We start from the raw sequence: 17,152 nt of genomic DNA, 5'->3' as shown, positions 1-17,152 counted from the left end.
GACGGTGGGGCGGCGGGGTGTACCGGCAGGGGGACGGCTGGTCCTACGACCCGCACCAGGGGTGGACCTACACCGCGCCGGGCTGCGCCGACGGTTCCTGCCCCACTGGATAGGCTCTTTCCGTGCCCGCGAAGAACGACAGCCCCAAGAACGACAACCCCGAAGAGGACGGCGGTACGCCCGCCAGGTCCGCGAAGTCCGAGCAGACCCGTGCGCTCATCCTGGAGACGGCCATGCGGCTGTTCCAGGAGCACGGCTACGACAAGACGACGATGCGGGCGATCGCCAAGGAGGCGGGCGTCTCGGTCGGCAACGCGTACTACTACTTCGCCGGCAAGGAGCACCTGATCCAGGGCTTCTACGACCGGCTCGCCGAGGAGCACCGGCTCGCGGTCCGCGAGGTGCTGGACCAGGAGACCGATCTGGAGGCGCGGCTCGCGGGCGTGCTGCGGGTGTGGCTGGACGTCGCGAAGCCGTACCACGAGTTCGCGGTGCAGTTCTTCAAGAACGCCGCCGACCCGGACAGCCCGCTCAGCCCGTTCTCCGCGGAGAGCGAGCACGCGCGTGTGCAGGCCATCGGCGTCCACAAGGAGGTGCTGTTCGGCGCGAAGACCAAGGTGGCGCCGGAACTGCGGGACGTGCTCCCGGAGTTGATGTGGCTCTCCCAGATGGGGCTCGTCCTGTACTGGGTGTTCGACCGGACCGAGGGCCGCGAGCGCAGTTACCGGCTCGCGGAGCGCGGTGCCCGCCTCACCGCGCGCGGGGTGTCCCTCGCGCGCTTCAGGGTGCTGCGGCCGCTCGTCCTGGAGGTGCACGAGCTGTTCACGGACTTCCTGCCGGGCATGACCAACGCGCTGCCCGACCCGGCGAAGGCGAAGAAGGAGAAGCGCGGGGCGTCCGCCGCCGGACCTGCCGGCGACGAACGCCCCTGAGCACTCAGGCCGGTCGACGACGTCAGTTGACGGCGTCCACCTCGCCCTCCGCGAGCTCGACGTCGTAGACCAGCGGGCCGTCCGTCACCGCCACGTGGCGGGCGACCGAGCCGTACGAGGTGGCCGTCGTCGCCAGGAGGTAGGTCCCCGGGGCCGGCACCGACACGATGTACGAGCCGTCCGCCAGGGTCTCGACCCGGTCCAGCTGGCGTCCGCCCGACGACAGGAGCGTCACCGAGGCGCCCTCCAGAGGCTCGCCCTCGGCCGTACGGACGAAGCCGTGGACGGCTGATGCCGGGCCGTCCGGGGCTGCCTGTGCGGGCTCCTCGGCGGGCTCCACCGCGAGGTGCGGCAGCCGCTTGTCGAGCCAGCCCGGGAGCCACCAGTTGGAGTTGCCTAGCAGGTGCATCGCGGCCGGTACCAGGGCCGTCCGCAGGATGAAGGCGTCGAGGGCGACCGCGGCGGCCAGGCCGACGCCGGCCGTCGCCGCGCCGGTGTCGCCGCTGAGGACGAAGGCCATGAAGACGCAGACCATGATCAGTGCGGCGCTGTTGATGACGCGGCTGGTCTCCGCGAGGCCGACGCGGACCGCGCGGGCGTTGTCCCTGGTGTGGACCCACTCCTCGTGCATCCGGCTCACCAGGAACACCTGGTAGTCCATGGAGAGGCCGAACAGCAGGGACAGCATGATGACCGGCAGGAAGGCGTTGATCGGGCCCTCCTTGCCGAGGCCCAGCATGTCCAGGCCCCAGCCCCACTGGAAGATCGCCACCAGGACACCGAAGGAGGCCGCCGCCGCGATCAGGTTCATCAGGGCCGCGGTCAGCGGCACGACCAGGGAGCGGAAGGCGAGCAGGAGGAGCAGGAAACTCAGCCCGATGATCGTCGCTATGAACAGCGGCAGCCGGTTGCCGGTGACGGTCGCGAAGTCCTTGGAGATCGCTGTCACACCGCCGACGTGGGCGGTCGCCCCGGCCTGAGGGATCACCTTGTCGCGCAGGGTGTCGATCAGGTCGTCGGTCTGCTTCGACTGCGGTGACGTGGTCGGGACGACCTGGATCACCGTCACGCCCTGCGCCGGCGGCAGCGCGGCGACCCGGGCCACGCCCTTGGTGCCCTCGATGCCCTTGACCAGGGTGGCCGTGTCGCCACCCGCGGTGACCACCTGGAGCGGACCGTTGAAGCCCGGCCCGAAGCCGTCGGCGAGCAGGTCGTACGCCTTCCTGGTGGTCGTCGAGCTGTCGTCGTTGCCCTGGTCGGTGGCGCCGAGGCGCAGCGACAGCACAGGGATCGCGAGGACCGCCATGACGACGAGGGCGAGTACCGCGACCCTGCGCGGACGCTTCTGCACGCCCGCGGACCAGCGCGCCGCGAGGCCGCTGGCGGTCTCCGGCTCGGGCCCCTCCGCAGCGAGCCTGCGCCGCTGCCGGCGGCTGAGCGCGCGCGGGCCGAGGAGGCCGAGGAGGGCGGGCAGGAGGGTCATGGCCGCGAAGACGCTCAGGACGACCGTGAGCGAGGTGCCGATGACCACGCCGTCCAGGAAGTGCAGGCGCGTCACCAGCATGCCGGCCAGCGAGATGCAGACCGTGCCGCCCGCGAACAGCACCGCCCGGCCGGAGGTGTTCAGGGCGGTGACCGCCGCCTCCTCCGGGTCCAGGCCGCGCAGGATGCCCTTGCGGTGCCTGGTGACGATGAACAGGGCGTAGTCGATGCCGACGCCGAGGCCGATCAGGGAGGCGAGCAGCGGGGCGATGTCGGGGATGTCGGTGACGTGGCTGATGAGCTGGGTGGAGAACAGGCCCATGCCGACGCCGAAGACCGCGATGGCGATCGGCAGTGTCATCGCGAAGAACGAGCCGAAGGCCAGGAACAGCACGACGGCCGCCGCGACGATGCCGACCAGCTCCGACAGGCCCTGCGGCGGCTCCTGGACGCGCTGGATGGCCTGGCCGCCCAGCTCGACCTCCAGCCCGCCGCGTTCGGCGCCCTGGGCGGTGTCCATGACGTTCTGGACGAGGTCCTTGGGAACGGCGTTCGCCTGTTCGCCGAAGGTGACCTGCGCGTACGCGATCTTCCCGTCGGAGCTGATCTGCGTCGCGCCCCGGGCGCCGGAGTACGGGCTGGTGACCCCGCCGACGCCCTTCATCTTGCCTATCTTGTCGAGGGCGGGCTGGATACGGGCCTGTACGGACTGGTCCCGTACCGATCCCGAGTCGACCTTCCAGACCACCGTGTCGGTGTCGCCCGAACTGTTCGGGAAGGCCTTCTCCATCAGGTCGTACGCGCTCTTGGAGTCCGTGTCCGGGAGGGAGAACACGTTCGCGTAGTTCGTACCGGCCGTAGAGGCCGAGAAGCCCAGGCCGAACAGTGCCCCCACCCACAGCAACAGGACCACCAGCCGGTGCCGATAGCACCACCGTGCCAATGCCGCCACGCTCAACGCTCCTTATTAGAAACCGAGTTGACTCGGTCGGTCGGTCGGATGGTCCCCCAGGTCCTGGGCTACAGAATTGGCGGCTGCACGCACGCGTGGACACGTATCGGCCATGACTCTCAAGGAACTCCAAAGACCGAACCGGCCCCGCTGTCAGTGCCCCGGCCGATACTGGGGGCATGACGGCTCCAGGAACCGTGCTGGTGGTGGAGGACGAACCGAGCATCGCGGACGTCCTCGCCATCGCGCTGCGCTACCACCGCTTCGAGGTCATGGTCGCGGGCACCGTGCGCGAGGCGCTCGCCCTCGCCGAGCGCACCCGCCCGGACTGCGCACTGCTCGACGTGATGCTCCCGGACGGCGACGGCCGCGCCCTGGGGCACGAACTGCGCGCCCGCAGGCCGGACCTGGCGGTCGTCTTCCTCACCGCGCGGGACGCGCCGGCCGAGATCGTCGGCGCCCTCGGCTTCGGCGACGACTACATCACCAAGCCCTTCGACATCGACGTGGTCGTCGCCCGCATCACGGCCGTCCTGCGCCGCACCCGCCCCGCCGACGTCCTCCCCCAGCGCCCGCCCCTGCGCTACGGCGACCTGGAGCTGGACGAGACGACGTACTCGGTGCACCGCGCGGGCCGCTCGGTCGAGCTGACCCCCACCGAGTACGCCCTGCTGCGCTTCCTGGTGCGCAACGGCGGCCGGGTCGTGCCCAAGGAGCAACTCCTGCGCCACGTCTGGCAGTACGAGCACACCCCGCCGGAGTCGACCGTCGTCGAGACCTACATCAGCTATCTGCGGCGCAAGCTGGAGACCCTGGGACCGCCCGTGATCACCACGCGGCGGGGCGTCGGATACGGGCTGGCATGAACATCCGGCTGCCGAACTGCGAGCGCGGGGCCCACTCCCTGCGCGCCAAGCTGACCCTGGCCAACCTCGCGCTGCTGGCGCTCGGCATCGTCATGGCCACCGCCGTCAGCCTGATGGGCATGCGGCACTATCTGCTCGCCCAGGTCGACACCGAGCTGAACAAGTCCCGTGACTCGCTGAGCGGTTCGCAGCTCACCATGGAGCAGATCAACACGCTGAGCACCCTGTCCGGCCTCGGCGACCACCTGATGCCCCAGAAGAGCGCCGCCTCGTCGAACCCGGACAAGGTGTTCGCGGCGGTCGACTCCCGGGGCAAGGTGCTCACCATCGCCGGCTTCGCCCCGACCGCCGACCAGCGGGCGCTCGCCGCCCTCTTCAGCGACCCGGCCGCACTGGCCGCCGACGGCACACCGCGCGACATCTCGCTGAGCGACGACCCGTACCGCGCGATCGGGACCCGGCTCGCCGACGGCACGTACATCCTGATCGCCGCCTCCACCGGCGGCCTCCACCACGCCATGGCCAAGGCCCTCAAGCTGGACTTCGCCTTCGGCAGCCTGCTGCTCGTCCTGCTCGCCGCGCTGACCATGATGAGTGTGCGCCGGCGGATGCTGCCCCTGGAGGACATGGTCGAGACCTCGACGGCCATCGCCGAGGGCGACCTGACCCGGCGCGTGCCCTCCAGCCACCATCCGACGCAGGAGGTCGAGCAGCTGCGGGTCGCCCTCAACTCCATGCTCCACCAGGTGGAGTCGGCGTACCGCACGCGCGAGCGTACGGCGGCCCAGCTGCGCCGCTTCGTCGCCGACGCCTCGCACGAGCTGCGCACCCCGCTGTCGGCGATACGCGGCTACCTCCAGCTGTACGACAAGGGCATGCTGACCGAGCCCGACGAGCGCAAGCGGGCCTGGGACCGGATGAACGCGGAGGCGGACCGCATGGGCCGCCTCGTCGACGAACTCCTCATGCTGGCCCGCCTGGACCAGCGGCCCGAGCTGCGCTTCCGCAGCGTCGACCTGAGCCGCCTGGTGCGCGACGCCGCCGAGGACCTGCGGGTGCAGCAGCCGGAGCGGCCCGTCACGGTCGGCGCCGACGGCTCCCTCCTGGTGCGCGCCGACGAGTCGGGCCTGCGCCAGGTACTCGGCAACCTGGTGACCAACGTCCGCACCCACACGCCCGCCGACGTGCCCGTGCGGCTCGGTGTGGAGCGCGAGGACGGGGTCGTACGGCTGTGTGTCGCGGACCAGGGTCCGGGGCTCTGCGAGGACGACGCGGCACGCATCTTCGACCGTTTCTTCCGGGCGGGCGGCGGCGCGGGCAGCGGTCTGGGGCTGGCGATCGTGCAGGGCGTCGTCACGGCGCACGGCGGCGACGTGGCGGTGCGGACGGCGCCGGGCGAGGGGCTCGCGGTGACGGTGACGCTGCCGACGCGGACGCCCGTGCCGTCGTAGAACAGCGCCTGTGTCAGGGGGTGTCGGCCTGGACCAGGGCCCAGACCGTCTTGCCGTGCGCGCCGCGGCTCCAGACGCCCCAGGCGGCCGCGACGCCCTCCACGAGGTGGAGACCCCGGCCGGCCTCCTCCAGGGCCGTCACGACCCGCAGACGGGGTTCGAGGCGGCCCTCGTCCGACACCTCTATGAGGCAGGAGCCGTCCGCGAGGGCCGTCACCGCCACCTCGAACTCCCGCTCCAGAAGAGGCCCGTGGCGTACGACGTTGGTCGCCAGCTCGGACACCAGCAGTACGGCGTCCTGGAGCGCCGGATCGTCACTCCGGTGTCCCCAGTCGGCCAGATGGTCCCGGACCCGGCGCCGGGCGAGACCCACGGAAGCCGGGTGCCGTGGCAGCCGGAAGGCGTTGCGTCTGACCACGTCGGCTCCTCACCCCACACACACCTCCCTCACATGGTGCTGCGTGCGATGGCCCACCGGCGTCACTCGAACAAAAGATCGAACGAAGGTCAACGGAAGAGGATCACGTCCGACGGCACGGGATCGCGTCAGATCCAGTCCAGCGCCCACAGCCGGAACACGCCGGTGCCGTCCGTGAGATAGGAGATGCCGCCGACGTCCTCGCTGCTCACGACGTACTCCTTGCGCTGCCACAGCGGGATCAGTGGCACGTCCGCGGCCACGTCCGACTGCAGGTCGCGGAAGTCGTCGTCGACGCGGCTGCGGTCGGCGAACTTCTGGCTGCTGAGGATGAGTTGGTCGACGATCTTGTTGCTGTAGCCGGTGTTCATGGTGGAACCGGTGCCGACGAGCGGGGAGCCGAAGGTGTCCGGGTCGGGGTAGTCGGCGACCCAGCCGACGGCGTACGCGTCGAGCTTGCCGGTGGCCCAGCGCTTCTGGAAGTCGGTCCACTCGTAACCCTTGACGTCCACCTTGAAGAGCCCGCTCGCCTCCAGCTGCTTCTTCAGCTCGGCGGCCTCCTCCTTGCCGGAACCGTGCCCGATGCCGTAGCCGTAGGTGAAGTGGACCGGGACGGAAACGTCGGCCTCTTCGAGGAGTGCCTTCGCCTTTTCGACGTTCTGGGAGGGGTAGTCGTCGAAGAAGGACGTCGTGTGGCCGACGATGCCGGTGGGGATCAGCGAGTACAGCGGGTCGACCGTGCCGTCGTACACGGTGGCGGCCAGCTGTTCGCGGTTGATCAGCCAGGCCATGGCCCGCCGGACGAGGACGTCGTGCAGGGGCGTGCCCTTACGGGTGTTGAGGTACAGGTTGCGGGTCTCGGAGCTGTCCGCCTCCGACACGCGCTGGTCGGGGTCGCTCGCGGAGAGCCCGGAGAGCATCTTCGGCGGCAACTGGCGGGTGGCCACCTGGACCTGCTTCGCCTTGTACGCCTTCTGCAGCGCGTCCGAGTCGGCGTAGTACCGCAGCTCGATCGGGCTGCCGGTGTTCTTGACGGCACCCTTGTAGTGGCTGTTCGGCGAAAGGACCGCCTTCTTGTCCTTCGTATACGTGGTCAGGGTGTACGGCCCGGTGCCGTCGACCTGGTAGCCGTTGCGCGGGGCGTCCTTCGGGTACTTGGTGCTGTCGACGATCGCACCGGCACCGGTGGCCACCTTGAACGGGAACGTGGCGTCCGGGGACGACAGATGGAAGGTGACCGTCATCCCGGAGGCGTCGACCGAGCCGAGCGTGGAGAGCAACGACGAGGGACCCACATCGGAGTTGATCTTCTTGACCCGGTCGAAGGAGAACTTCACGTCCTCGGCGGTCATCGCGCGCCCGCTCGGGAAGGTGAGCCCCGCGCGCACCACACACCGGTACGTCGTCAGCCCGCCGCCCACGAACGCGCAGCTCTTGGCCGCGTCCGGCACGGGTGTCGTACCGCCCGAGTCGAACGTCATCAGCGACTGGAAGACGTTGCTGTACAGCGCCCAGGAACCGGCGTCGTACGCGGCGGCCGGGTCGAGGGACGTGACACCGTCCGTCGTCCCGACCGTGATCGTCCTGTCGTTGCTCCCGTCGGACGGCAGCAACTGCCAGCCCCCGACTCCCACGGCCGCCAGAACCAGCAGCGTCGCGAGAATCCGTATGCGAACCGACCGCATCGGTGTGCCCTCCCAAGGGCCCTCCCGGGCCCCTCACCTATGCCACTCCCCTAGTGGCGCGGATCACCTAACCACAGGAGTTTCATCCGGGGGAAGAGGATTCTGCCGAGATGAGAAAGAACTTACCGACGGGTGTTAATTGCCCGTTTCACAGCTGATTCTCAGCCAGTTCGCAAACGTGGCCCCACGCCGGCGACTAAGCCTGTTTCGAGGCCAGTTCGACGACCGTGATGTCCGACGGCGCCCCCACGCGCGTGGGTGGTCCCCAGGCGCCCGCGCCCCTGCTGACGTACAACTCGGTATCGCCGTACCGCTCCAGGCCCGCGACCGTCGGATTGGCCGCCGCCGCGACGAAGTTGCCGGGCCACAGCTGGCCGCCATGGGTGTGCCCGGAGAGCTGGAGGTCGACGTCGTGCTTCACGGCCTCGTGGATCTGCACGGGCTGGTGCGCGAGCAGCACGCACGCGCGCGTGGTGTCACGGTCGCCGAGCGCCTTCCCGAAGTCGGGCCCCTGGCCTTCGCTCTCGCCCTGGAGGTCGTTGACCCCGGCGAGGTCGAATCCGGCCAGTTCGGTACGGGCGTTCTCCAGGGGGTGGATCCCGAGCCGCCGCACTTCCTCGACCCAGGCGGCGGCACCGGAGAAGTACTCATGATTACCGGTGACGAAGAATGACCCGTGCCGTGCCCGCAGTTGAGCCAAGGGAGCCGCGGCGGGCCCCAGGTTCTTGACGCTCCCGTCGACCAGGTCGCCGACGACCGCGATCAGATCGGGCTGGGTCGCGTTGATCGTGTCGACGACCTTCTGCGCGAACCCGCGCCCCAGGAGCGGCCCCAGGTGGATGTCACTGACGACCGCGATCCTGAACCCGTGCGCGGACCGCGGCAGCTTGGCCAACGGCACGGTGACCCGCTTGACGCCCGGTCCCCGCAGAACCCCATAGGTGCCGTACCCGACGGTCCCGACGGCCGCGGCGGCGGCCGCGCCCCCGACGACACGGGAGACGAAGAGCCGACGGGAGGGGACAGAGAGCGGACCACTCCCCTGCGGCTCTTCAGGGGCCGCTCCAGAGGCTTCTCCGGGGCCTGTGGCGGAGACCGGCGCCTCGCGCTCTTCTACGGCCGTCCCGGCCCGCCCACGCCGTTCGAGGAGCCGGCGCAGCAGTGGCCGTAGGACCTCGCCCGCGAGGACGGCCAGCAGGAGGTAGATCGCGAGGGCCATCCACAGGAAGCCGGGCCAGCCCAGGACTTGCTGGAGCCAGAAGGGCGCGCCACCACGCTCGGCGGCCAGGGCCGCGATCATCAGGACCGGGCCGGCGACGAGCACGGCCGTCCCGGTGATGCGGGCGGGGCCCCACGCGCGCGTGGTGTCGCGGACGAGGCGGCGCCAGACGTACCAGTGCAGCCCGCCGAGGACGGCGACGGCGACCAGGACCACGAGAGCGATGACGACGATGGCCACTTCTCTATGACGTCTCGCGCAGTGCGCGCAGTCCACGCAACCCGAGGCCCCCGATGACCGTCCCCAATACGAAGGAGACGACGGCGAGGGTCAGGTGCACCCAGAAGTACGCCGTCGGATGGCCGTCGTCGAAGGCCAGCCCGCTCGTGTCCTTGACCAGGTTCTTGACGAAAGTGACCCAGATGACCCAGCTCCACACCCCGAAGGCGAGCAGGAACCAGGAGACGGGGCGGCTGAGCTTCATGAGTCCAGTATCGCCGTCGTCCCCGGGGGCCCGTGTCCGGGGTGGGGCCGGTGACGGGACTTCGGGTCCCCCGGCATGTACGTTCTCGTCCGTGCCCGCTCCAGTGCAGACCATCAGGCGACCCCTGCTGGTGCTTTCCGCCGCCCTGTCGTCCCTCGCGCTCACCGCGCCCGTCGCCCTCGCGGCCCCGAGTCCGACTCCTAACCCGACGGCGACGCCGAGTTCGTCCGCGAGTCCTACGGCCACTCCGCCGGCGAACATGTCGTCGGTGGGAGGTACCCGCCTCGGTCAGGCGGGGACGCAGGTCAATCTGACGTCCGGCGTCCCGGTGCTGCCGAAGGACGTGACCGCGCGGTCGTGGATCGTGAGCGACGCCGAGTCGGGCGCGGTGCTCGCCTCGCACAACGCGCACTGGCGGCTGCCTCCGGCGAGCACCCTGAAGATGCTGTTCGCGGACACCGTGCTGCCGAAGTTCCCGAAGACGACCGAGCACAAGGTCGTCGCGTCCGACCTGGCCGGCATGGGCACCGGCTCCAGCCTGGTCGGGATAAAGGAGGGCGAGAGCTACACGGTCCACGACCTGTGGCTCGGTGTCTTCCTGCGCTCCGGCAACGACGCGGTGCACGTCCTGTCCCACATGAACGGGGGCGTCGCCAGGACCGTCGCCGACATGAACGCGCACGCCCAGGACCTCCAGGCGCTGGACACGCGCGTGGTGACGCCGGACGGCTACGACGAGCCGGGGCAGGTCTCGTCGGCGTACGACCTGACGCTGTTCGCGCGCTCCGGGCTGCAGAAGAAGGACTTCCGGGAGTACTGCTCGACGGTGAGCGCGAAGTTCCCGGGCGAGACGACGAAGAAGAAGGGCAAGTCGGTCCGCGGGACCTTCGAGATCCAGAACACCAACCGGCTGCTGAGCGGCGACTCGGACGTCTCGGTGTACCCGGGCATCGCGGGCGTCAAGAACGGCAACACCACCAACGCGGGCGCGACCTTCACCGGCGTCGCCGAGCGCAACGGCAAGGTGCTGCTGGTGACGGTCATGAACCCGGAGAAGGACGAGCACAACGAGGTCTACAAGGAGGCCGCGAAGATCCTCGACTGGGGCTTCCAGGCGGACGGGAAGGTGCAGCCGGTGGGTGAGCTGGTCGCGCCCAAGAACGTCCCGCAGGCGAGCGCACAGCCGGGTGCGACGGCCTCCGGGGAGGCGGGCGGCGACACGTCCACGAAGCCGAGCGCCAGTGGGTCGGCCTCCGCGACGGCCTCCGAGGACGAAGGTTCGAGCGGGGTCGGTATCGCGCTCGCGGTCACCGGCGGGCTGCTGGTGCTGCTCGCGGCCGGTGTCTTCCTGGTCAACCGGCGCTGGCCGCTGCCGGATCTGGTCCGGCGCCGTCGTCCCTGACCTTGGGGTTCTCGGTCTCGTCGGCCGGGTCGTACTCGTCGTCCTCGGGGTCATCCTTGCTCGGCGTCGCCGTCCAGGCGGCGCAGAACAGGACCAGCTTCGAGGTGAAGTTCATCCACAGGAGCAGTGCTACGGGGACACCGAACGCGCCGTACATGCTCTTCGCGGCGACCCCCTGGATGTAGCCGCTGAGCAGCAGCTTCAGCAGTTCGAAGCCGACCGCGCCGATCAGCGCGGCCACGAAGAGCCGGCGGCGCGGGGGTTCGACGCCGGGCAGCAGCGTCAGGACGTACAGCAGAAGCAGGAAGTCGACCAACACGGCGACGGCGAACGCCGCGATGCGCAGCAGGACCCCGCCCCAGCCGCCCTGCACCAGGCCCATTTCACGGCTGATCCAGTCGACCAGGGCGGAGGCGACGGTGGAGACGGCGATCGTCGCGAGGACGGCGCCGCCCAGGCCGATCAGCACCCCGGTGTCGATGAGTTTCCGCAGGAAGGGGTTCTCGTCGCGGTCGGGCAGCTCCCACACCGCGCGCAGACACTCCCGCATCGAGCCGACCCAGCCGATGCCGGTGAACAGCAGGACGGCACCGGCGATGAGACCGATGGTGCCCGCGTTGTCCACCAGGGAACCGATGTCGAGCTGGTCGGAGATGCCGGGGACCTGCTCGGCGATCTTGTCCTGCAGCTGGTGCTGCTGGTCGGTGCTGAGGGTCGCGGCGGCGATCGCGGCGGCCACGGTCAGCAGCGGGAACAGCGCGATGAAGCTGATGAACGTCATGGCGGCGGCCAGCTGCGACCACTTCACCCGGTCCAGCCGCTCGTACGACCGCCACGCGTGCGTGAGCATCAGGCGTGCCACCAGCGGCCCGATGAAGGGGAGCTTCTTCAGCCAGTCCATGATCCGATTCTGCCCTCCTCCGGGGAGACCGATGTGCGGGTACCCCGCGAACACGCGCGCGTGCCGTCATGGTCGGCGGCATCCGATTAATCGCCCATTTCAGGGAGGGGGTCGATGCCGCACAACTGAACGCCCATAAAGGGACGATACGGTCACCTGCATGCGTCCTCCACAGTCCCTCCTTGTCCTCGGCGGTACCTCAGAGATCGCGTTGGCCACCGCCCGCCGGATGATCGCGCGCCGCACCCGCACGGTGTGGCTGGCGGGCCGTCCGTCGCCCGCTCTGGAGAGTGCCGCTTCGGAACTGCGTGTCCTGGGGGCCGAGGTGCACACCGTCGCCTTCGACGCGCTCGACCCCGACTCCCACGAGACCGTGCTCGGCAAGGTCTTCGCGGAGGGCGACGTCGACATGGTGCTGCTCGCCTTCGGCATCCTCGGCGACCAGGCGCAGGACGAGCGCGAACCGGCCGCCGCGGTACGCGTCGCGCGGACCAACTACATCGGTGCCGTGGCGGCCGGCCTGGTCAGCGCGCGGGCGTTGCAGACCCAGGGGCACGGCTCCCTGGTGGTGCTCTCCTCGGTCGCCGGCGAACGGGCCCGCCGCGCGGACTTCATCTACGGCTCCAGCAAGGCCGGCCTGGACACGTTCACCCAGGGGCTGGGCGACGCGCTGCACGGCACGGGCGTGCACGTCATGGTCGTACGACCGGGGTTCGTACGGTCGAAGGGGACGGCCGCTCCGGAGAGGGCGCCCTTCGCGACGACTCCGGAAGCCGTCGCCACGGCCATCGAACTGGGCCTGCGCCGAGGCTCGGAGACCGTCTGGGTGCCCGGGACGCTGCGCGTGGTGATGTCGGCGCTGCGGCACGTGCCGCGGGCGCTGTTCCGGCGGCTGCCGCTGTGAGCACAGGCGGCTGAATCCGCCCTGGTGACTGCCTACTGGCGGCTGGGGATCGTGCCGCGCTCGGTGTGGGCCGCCTGGGGCGGCACGACGGCTCCGCCGAAGGCGAACTCGCGCATCTTGCGCCAGACGCCGTCGGGGCCCTGTTCGTAGAACGCGAAGCCGGTGCACGACCACTCCGCGCGGTAGTCGGCGAGCGCTTCGTAGGCGCGGTCCATCAGCTCGTCGTCGATGCCGTGCGCCACGGTGACGTGCGGGTGGTACGGGAAGTGCAGATCGCGTGCCACCGGACCGGATGCGTCGCGGATCTGCTTCTGCAGCCAGGTGCAGGCGGAAGCGCCCTCGACGACCTGGACGTAGACGACCGGGGACAGCGGCCGGAAGGTCCCGGTGCCGGACAGCCGCATCGGGAAGGGGCGCCCGGCTGCGGCGACGTCGACCAGGTGGGCCTCGATCGCGGGCAGTTGCGAGGCGTCCACCTCGGTCGGCGGCAACAGCGTGACGTGCGTGGGGATGCCGTGAGCCGCGGCGTCGCCGAAGCCCGCGCGCCGCTCCTGGAGCAGGCTGCCGTGAGGCTCCGGGACCGCGATCGACACGCCGATCGTTACGGTCCCCACGTCGTCTCCTGTCGTCCTGTCGGTGGTCCTGATGGTGGTCCTGATGGTGGTCTTGATGGCGAGCGGGGCGGCCACGCTTGCGGCCACCCGGCTATCGACTGTACGGCCACGACTGAGTTGTGGGCAGGCGCAACCGTAGTGATGTGCAGCGCTCTGTCCGGTGGTGCTTCAGTGCGGTCGTACGCCTCAGTGCTTGGCGGGCAGGAAGCCGACCCGGTCGTACACCTGGGCGAGGGTCTCGGCCGCGACGGCTCGCGCCTTCTCCGCGCCCTTGGCCAGGATCGAGTCGAGCGTCTCCGGGTCGTCCAGATACTGCTGGGTGCGCTCCTTGAAGGGCGTCACGAACTCGACCATGACCTCGGCGAGGTCCGTCTTGAGCGCGCCGTACATCTTGCCCTCGTACTCCCGCTCCAGCTCGGCGATCGACTTGCCGGTGAGGGTCGAGTAGATCGTGAGCAGGTTGCTGACACCCGGCTTGTCCACGGCGTCGTAGCGGATCACGGTGTCCGTGTCGGTGACCGCGCTCTTGACCTTCTTGGCGGTCGCCTTCGGGTCGTCGAGAAGGTTGATGAGGCCCTTCGGAGTCGACGCCGACTTGCTCATCTTGATCGACGGGTCCTGAAGGTCGTAGATCTTCGCCGTCTCCTTGAGGATGTACGGCTTCGGGATCGTGAAGGTCTCGCCAAAGCGGCCGTTGAAGCGCTCGGCCAGGTCCCGGGTCAGCTCGATGTGCTGGCGCTGGTCCTCGCCGACCGGCACCTCGTGCGCCTGGTACAGCAGGATGTCGGCGACCTGGAGGATCGGGTACGTGAACAGACCGACGCTGGCGCGGTCGGCGCCCTGCTTGGCGGACTTGTCCTTGAACTGGGTCATGCGGGACGCCTCACCGAAGCCGGTCAGGCAGTTCATGACCCAGGCGAGCTGGGCGTGCTCGGGGACATGGCTCTGTACGAAGAGCGTGCAGCGCTCCGGGTCGAGCCCGGCGGCCAGCAGCTGTGCGGTGGCGAGCCGGGTGTTGGCACGCAGGTCCGCCGGGTCCTGCGGGACCGTGATCGCGTGCAGGTCGACGACCATGTAGAACGCGTCGTGGGACTCCTGAAGGGCCACCCACTGGCGGACGGCGCCGAGGTAGTTGCCGAGGTGGAACGAGCCTGCTGTGGGCTGGATTCCGGAGAGCACTCGGAATGTGGGCAGCGGCGCGGAGCGCCCCGTTTGAGGGCGGTGGTGGGCGACGGGTGGGCGATCAGAGGCCATGTTCACCATTCTCTCAGGTCTTGGGACCCGGTCCGGAACTGGTTCGGAAGAGATGCGACACGGGTGGGAACCGATCCGGCTCGGGCGGTGTACCAAATGTGTGGAGACGCGGGAGGGGGGCCGCATCGTCGATGAGGCCGCGGTGATCGCACGCGTACGCGCCGGAGAGCCGGAGGCGTACGCGGAGCTGGTGCGGGCCCACACGGGCATCGCACTCAGGGCGGCCGCGGCACTCGGGGCGGGAGCGGACGCGGAGGACGTGGTGCAGCAGGCCTTCGTCAAGGCGTACTGCGCGCTGGGCAGGTTCCGGGACGGCGCGGCGTTCAAGCCGTGGCTGCTGTCGATCGTCGCCAATGAGACGAGGAACACAGTGCGTACGGCGGCGCGTCAGCGCACGCTCGCCGGCCGGGAGGCAGCCTTCGCGGAGGCCGAGCCGCTGATACCGGAATCGGCGGACCCCGCGGTCGCCACGCTGGAGACGGAGCGCCGCGCGGCCCTGCTCTCCGCCCTGGACCAGCTGAGCGAGGAGCACCGCCTGGTCGTGACCTACCGCTATCTCCTGGAGATGGACGAACCGGAGACGGCCCAGGCCCTGGGCTGGCCACGCGGCACGGTGAAGTCCCGGCTGAACCGCGCGCTGAGGAAACTCGGACGGTTGCTGCCGGATTTCCGGCCTCGGGAAGGGGGTGATGAGTGTGAGTGACGGACGGGAGTCGTACGACAGTGAGGGCACCGGCGGGGGTGAGGGCGCCGGGCGCCGGCGGGTGGGCCGCGATGGGCACGCGGGGCGCACGGCTGCCTCTCGGTTGCCCGCGGAGCTGCGGGCGTTGGGGCGTTCGCTGGACGCGCGGGGCGGTGGCAGTGGCCGTGGCGAGGCCGCCGGGTCCGAGTCGATGGTCGAGCGGGTGCTGGCGCAGATACTGGCCGAGCAGATCCCGGTCCCCGTCCAGGAGTCCGGGCCGACCGGAGTCCGGGCGCGGCTGCGTATTGTCCGGCGCTGGATGCGGCTGCGGCGGCGGGCGCTGGTGGCGGCCCTGTGCGGTGTGCTCACGGTGCTCGTGCTCACGCCTCCGGTGCGGGCGGCGGTCTTCGACTGGTTCGGCTTCGGCGGGGTCGAGGTGCGGTACGACCCGTCGGCGGTGCCCTCGGCCGGGGCCGAGGTGCCCGGGTGCGGGCGGTCGGTGACGCTGGCGCAGGCCCGTCAGCGGGCAGGGTTCGAGCCGGTGGTGCCGGACGCGTTGGGAGTGCCGGACGCGGTGACGGTCACCGGTGAGCCGCAGGGGCGCTTTCTGGTGAGCCTGTGCTGGCGGGAGGACGGGCACACGGTCCGGGTCGACGAGTATCCGGCGCGGCTGGACCCTGGCTTCGTGAAGACGGTGCGCGAACCGCCGGAGTGGCTGTCGCTGGGCGGGACCGTCTCGCCGGACGGCATACAGGACCCTGCGCTGTGGTTCGCGCGACCGCATCTGCTGAGCTTCTGGCTGGTGGACGCGGACGGGGACCGTTATACGCGGGAGGAGCGGACGGCGGGGCCGACGCTGCTGTGGACCCATACGGTCGGTGGGGTTCCGGGCGGGGACCTGACGTTCCGTCTGGAGGGCGTGGGGTCGAAGCGGCGGGCCTTGGAGATCGCGCGGTCGCTCGCCCGGCGGGAGTAGGGCGACCTGTGCAAGTGGCGCGAACTGTGCGAACTGTGCGAGTAGTTCAGACAGCGCGGGCGGAGTGGGAACCTCGGCGGGTCGAGCGGTGTACCAGAAGTGACAGGCGGCTCGCGGGCGGGCCGTACGGGGATCGACTGGTTGGGGGTTCGGGTGTACGGAGGCGGAAGTACAGGCGGGGTTCGTGAACTGACGGCTGTGAGCGGGGCGTTGGCGATGACGCTGGCCCTGATGGTGTGGGGTGCGTCGGATGCGGCGGCGGGTGGACCGACAAGCGTGCTCGTGACCTCGCCGGAGAGCGGGCAGGCCACCGCGCTGTACTACTCGGACGAACAGTACGGAAAACTCCAGCGGTTGCTCGGGCCGGAGGGCAAGGGCGCCCGCGACAAGCCGCCCGAGGCCGATCTGGCCCACGCCCGCCAGATCAACGTCACCTGGCTGGCGCACGACATATCGCCCTGGCGGATCGACCGGGTCTTTCCGGTCGAGTCCCGGCCGCAGGCGGTCTGGATCCACACGGCGGCCGACGTGTCGGTGAACACGAACCTGAACGGCTATTGGCACCGGGCCGGGCAACCAGCCCAACTGCGCGCCCTCTTGAAGAAGTTGGGCGTGACGGGCAAGGGCACCGGCGACGGATACTCCGGCATCTTCCCGGCGCCCTGGCAGTCGACCGAGCCCGCTCCGGCGACTGTCGCGCCTGACGCCGACACGGGGGCGGGGACGGGGACCACCACGGTGCGGGTCTCCCTGCCGGACAAGGGGCACGGCACCGACTGGTGGTGGGCGATACCGGGTGCGGCGGCCGGAGCGGTACTGGCCTTGGTCCTGCGGCCGTTCGCCTCGCGGCTGCCGTTGGACCGGTGGCGGAAGGGGCGGGAGCCGGGGCCTCGGCAGGAGTTGCGGGACGTGTGAGGGACGGCAGGAGAC

Annotated in this window: 16 protein-coding genes; 8 read left to right on the top strand and 8 right to left on the bottom strand. The window is 70.2% G+C overall.

The window, feature by feature from the left end; all coding sequences use genetic code 11:
- Window positions 1–122: 122 nt before the first annotated feature.
- Window positions 123–932: a TetR family transcriptional regulator gene (locus tag AC31A1_RS28420; protein WP_489656051.1), complete on the top strand. Its 810-nt coding sequence runs from the start codon at window positions 123–125 to the stop codon at window positions 930–932.
- Between the two features lie 22 nt (window positions 933–954).
- On the opposite strand, the gene AC31A1_RS28415 is transcribed toward AC31A1_RS28420, so the two are convergent.
- Window positions 955–3,357 (bottom strand): MMPL family transporter, encoded by a 2,403-nt coding sequence (locus AC31A1_RS28415; RefSeq protein ID WP_489656054.1) that lies wholly within the window; start codon window positions 3,355–3,357, stop codon window positions 955–957.
- A 188-nt stretch (window positions 3,358–3,545) separates the two neighbouring features.
- Between AC31A1_RS28415 and AC31A1_RS28410 the strand changes: the two genes are divergently transcribed.
- Together AC31A1_RS28410 and AC31A1_RS28405 are read left to right on the top strand one after the other, a co-directional pair.
- Window positions 3,546–4,232, top strand: coding sequence for a response regulator transcription factor (locus AC31A1_RS28410; protein ID WP_366489322.1), 687 nt, complete (start codon window positions 3,546–3,548; stop codon window positions 4,230–4,232).
- Entirely contained in the window at window positions 4,229–5,683 is a 1,455-nt protein-coding gene (locus AC31A1_RS28405; protein ID WP_489656050.1) for a sensor histidine kinase, read from the top strand. Before AC31A1_RS28410 ends, AC31A1_RS28405 begins: the two co-directional genes overlap by 4 nt.
- Window positions 5,684–5,696: 13 nt before the next feature.
- Here the strand turns inward: AC31A1_RS28405 and AC31A1_RS28400 are convergent, their stop codons facing one another.
- From AC31A1_RS28400 to AC31A1_RS28385, 4 genes are all read right to left on the bottom strand, one after another.
- Window positions 5,697–6,101, bottom strand: a complete 405-nt coding sequence (locus tag AC31A1_RS28400; RefSeq protein ID WP_489656049.1) for an ATP-binding protein — start codon at window positions 6,099–6,101, stop codon at window positions 5,697–5,699.
- A gap of 128 nt (window positions 6,102–6,229) precedes the next feature.
- A complete protein-coding gene (locus AC31A1_RS28395; RefSeq protein WP_489656048.1) occupies window positions 6,230–7,786 on the bottom strand; it encodes an ABC transporter substrate-binding protein in 1,557 nt (518 codons plus the stop codon).
- A 196-nt stretch (window positions 7,787–7,982) separates the two neighbouring features.
- The gene (locus AC31A1_RS28390) at window positions 7,983–9,245 is read right to left on the bottom strand and encodes a metallophosphoesterase (protein ID WP_489656047.1); all 1,263 of its coding nucleotides are present in this window, start codon (window positions 9,243–9,245) and stop codon (window positions 7,983–7,985) included.
- 4 nt (window positions 9,246–9,249) lie between these two features.
- On the bottom strand, window positions 9,250–9,489 hold the full coding sequence (locus tag AC31A1_RS28385) for an SCO4848 family membrane protein (RefSeq protein ID WP_033280279.1): 240 nt from the start codon (window positions 9,487–9,489) through the stop codon (window positions 9,250–9,252).
- 91 nt (window positions 9,490–9,580) lie between these two features.
- Here AC31A1_RS28385 and AC31A1_RS28380 point away from each other — a divergent pair, with 91 nt between their 5' ends.
- Entirely contained in the window at window positions 9,581–10,891 is a 1,311-nt protein-coding gene (locus AC31A1_RS28380) for a D-alanyl-D-alanine carboxypeptidase family protein (RefSeq protein WP_489656046.1), read from the top strand.
- On the opposite strand, the gene AC31A1_RS28375 is transcribed toward AC31A1_RS28380, so the two are convergent.
- On the bottom strand, window positions 10,842–11,792 hold the full coding sequence (locus tag AC31A1_RS28375) for a YihY/virulence factor BrkB family protein (protein ID WP_489656045.1): 951 nt from the start codon (window positions 11,790–11,792) through the stop codon (window positions 10,842–10,844). The genes AC31A1_RS28380 and AC31A1_RS28375 overlap by 50 nt on opposite strands.
- Window positions 11,793–11,952: 160 nt before the next feature.
- Here AC31A1_RS28375 and dprE2 point away from each other — a divergent pair, with 160 nt between their 5' ends.
- A complete protein-coding gene (gene dprE2 / locus AC31A1_RS28370) occupies window positions 11,953–12,696 on the top strand; it encodes a decaprenylphospho-beta-D-erythro-pentofuranosid-2-ulose 2-reductase (protein WP_489656044.1) in 744 nt (247 codons plus the stop codon).
- 32 nt (window positions 12,697–12,728) lie between these two features.
- Here dprE2 and AC31A1_RS28365 read toward each other — a convergent pair whose 3' ends face one another.
- The gene (locus AC31A1_RS28365; RefSeq protein WP_489656053.1) at window positions 12,729–13,310 is read right to left on the bottom strand and encodes a 2'-5' RNA ligase family protein; all 582 of its coding nucleotides are present in this window, start codon (window positions 13,308–13,310) and stop codon (window positions 12,729–12,731) included.
- Between the two features lie 186 nt (window positions 13,311–13,496).
- The gene (gene trpS, locus AC31A1_RS28360; protein ID WP_489656052.1) at window positions 13,497–14,489 is read right to left on the bottom strand and encodes a tryptophan--tRNA ligase; all 993 of its coding nucleotides are present in this window, start codon (window positions 14,487–14,489) and stop codon (window positions 13,497–13,499) included.
- A 217-nt stretch (window positions 14,490–14,706) separates the two neighbouring features.
- Here trpS and AC31A1_RS28355 point away from each other — a divergent pair, with 217 nt between their 5' ends.
- The 3 genes from AC31A1_RS28355 to AC31A1_RS28345 all read left to right on the top strand — a co-directional run bounded on the left by AC31A1_RS28355 (window position 14,707) and on the right by AC31A1_RS28345 (window position 17,137).
- On the top strand, window positions 14,707–15,267 hold the full coding sequence (locus AC31A1_RS28355; RefSeq protein ID WP_489656043.1) for an RNA polymerase sigma factor: 561 nt from the start codon (window positions 14,707–14,709) through the stop codon (window positions 15,265–15,267).
- On the top strand, window positions 15,254–16,222 hold the full coding sequence (locus AC31A1_RS28350; RefSeq protein WP_489656042.1) for a hypothetical protein: 969 nt from the start codon (window positions 15,254–15,256) through the stop codon (window positions 16,220–16,222). The genes AC31A1_RS28355 and AC31A1_RS28350 overlap by 14 nt, the downstream gene beginning before the upstream one ends.
- Before the next feature lie 198 nt (window positions 16,223–16,420).
- The gene (locus AC31A1_RS28345; RefSeq protein WP_489656041.1) at window positions 16,421–17,137 is read left to right on the top strand and encodes a hypothetical protein; all 717 of its coding nucleotides are present in this window, start codon (window positions 16,421–16,423) and stop codon (window positions 17,135–17,137) included.
- Window positions 17,138–17,152: the final 15 nt, after the last annotated feature.

It is taken from the genome of Streptomyces sp. P5F9, assembly GCF_057961495.1.
The sequence above is the reverse complement of the archived record's forward strand: the minus strand, read 5'-3'. Positions and strand labels throughout refer to the sequence as shown.

What these genes read in the sequence shown, in the direction of transcription:
- AC31A1_RS28385 (WP_033280279.1), bottom strand. Translation starts at nt 9,489, where the DNA reads ATGAAGCTCAGCCGCCCCGTCTCCTGGTTCCTGCTCGCCTTCGGGGTG.
- AC31A1_RS28395 (WP_489656048.1), bottom strand. Translation starts at nt 7,786, where the DNA reads ATGCGGTCGGTTCGCATACGGATTCTCGCGACGCTGCTGGTTCTGGCG.
- AC31A1_RS28375 (WP_489656045.1), bottom strand. Translation starts at nt 11,792, where the DNA reads ATGGACTGGCTGAAGAAGCTCCCCTTCATCGGGCCGCTGGTGGCACGC.
- dprE2 (WP_489656044.1), top strand. Translation starts at nt 11,953, where the DNA reads ATGCGTCCTCCACAGTCCCTCCTTGTCCTCGGCGGTACCTCAGAGATC.
- AC31A1_RS28350 (WP_489656042.1), top strand. Translation starts at nt 15,254, where the DNA reads ATGAGTGTGAGTGACGGACGGGAGTCGTACGACAGTGAGGGCACCGGC.
- AC31A1_RS28405 (WP_489656050.1), top strand. Translation starts at nt 4,229, where the DNA reads ATGAACATCCGGCTGCCGAACTGCGAGCGCGGGGCCCACTCCCTGCGC.
- AC31A1_RS28410 (WP_366489322.1), top strand. Translation starts at nt 3,546, where the DNA reads ATGACGGCTCCAGGAACCGTGCTGGTGGTGGAGGACGAACCGAGCATC.